Raw genomic sequence first — 1,471 nt, 5'->3', positions numbered from 1 at the left:
CTTGAATGTCCGGTTCTTTCAGCGCTTTGCGGTCCAGTTTGCCGCTAGCGGTCAACGGCAGTTGCTCTAGCCTGACAGTTTGGCTCGGCCGCATGTAATCGGGCAGTTGCTGCAATTGCTGCTTGACGGCCTGATCGAAGTCGGCCGCGTGGCTCACCACATAAGCCACCAAGCGTTTACTTTGCCCTTGGCTCCAAACCTTGACCGCCGCCTCTTGAATCTCGGCATGCTGTTTGAGCACGCTTTCGATTTCGCCCAACTCGATCCGAAAGCCTCTGAGCTTAATTTGGCCGTCTTCCCGGCCTTGGTATTCGATGACGCCGTCGGCCCGGTAGCGGCATAGGTCGCCGGTCCGGTACAGCCTTTCGCCTTGACCGAACGGATTGGGTACGAAGCGTTCCGCGGTCAGCTGCGGCTTTTGCTGATAGCCGCGCGCCAAGCCGATGCCGGCGATGTACAGTTCGCCGGACACGCCGATCGGCACCGGCTGCAGTTGGCCGTCGAGGATGTATAAACGTAGGTTGTCGATCGGTTTGCCGATCGCGACGATGGGGCTGGCGGTGTCGTCTTCATGGCAAGGCCATTCGCTGACGTCGATCGCCGCTTCGGTCGGGCCGTAGAGATTGTAGAGACGCGCCGATGTCAATTTGCCGTAGACCTGTTGTTGCAGGCTCAACGGTAAGGCTTCGCCGCTGCAGATGATGCGCCGTAAGCTGTTGCAGTGTGCCGCTTCGGGGTCGTCGATGAAGGCTTGCAGCATGGACGGCACGAAGTGCAGGGTGTCGATGTGCTGGGCTTGGATCAGTTTGGCCAGGTAATCGCTGTCTTTATGTCCGCCCGGTTTGGCGATGACCAAACGGGCGCCGGCGATCAACGGCCAGAAAAATTCCCAGACCGAGACGTCGAAGCTGTACGGGGTTTTTTGCAAGACGCTGTTTTGCCCGCTCAATGCGTAACGGCGCTGCATCCAGTTGAGCCGGTTGGCCAGCGCTTGATGGTGGTTGGCCACGCCTTTCGGTTGGCCGGTGGAGCCCGAGGTGTAAATCAGGTAGGCGAGCTGTTGCGGATGGCATTCAAGGGCCGGCGCGCCGGCCGGTTGCTGGGCCAGCTCGGTTTGCAAGGCTTCGATGACCAGCACTTGGCCGGGATAATCTTGCAGCTTGCCGGCCAAGGCCTGCTGAGTCAGACACCAGCCGGCACCGGCATTGGCGATCATGTAATCCAAGCGTTCCTGCGGATAGTCGGGGTCCAACGGCACATAAGCCGCACCGGCCTTGACGATCGCATGCAGGCTGACCACCAACTCCAGGCAGCGCTCCATACACACCGCCACCAAGCTTTCGGTGCCGACGCCTTGCGAGATTAGATAATGCGCCAATTGGTTGCTGCGCCGTTCCAGTTCGTCGTAGGTCAATTGGCGTTGTTCGAACACCAACGCCACCGCCGCCGGCGTCCGTTGCGCCTGACGGCT

Annotated in this window: 1 protein-coding gene; it reads right to left on the bottom strand. The window is 60.1% G+C overall.

Annotated features, from left to right (window positions below; all coding sequences use genetic code 11):
• Positions 1 to 1,471, bottom strand: a 1,471-nt coding sequence (locus BJL95_RS20720; protein WP_139306363.1) for an amino acid adenylation domain-containing protein, incomplete at both ends; no start/stop codon positions are given.

Source organism: Methylomonas sp. LWB (genome assembly GCF_001856095.1).
In the GTDB taxonomy this organism is placed as follows: Bacteria; Pseudomonadota; Gammaproteobacteria; order Methylococcales; family Methylomonadaceae; genus Methylomonas; species Methylomonas koyamae_A.
This window is presented reverse-complemented; position numbering and strand designations above follow the sequence as displayed.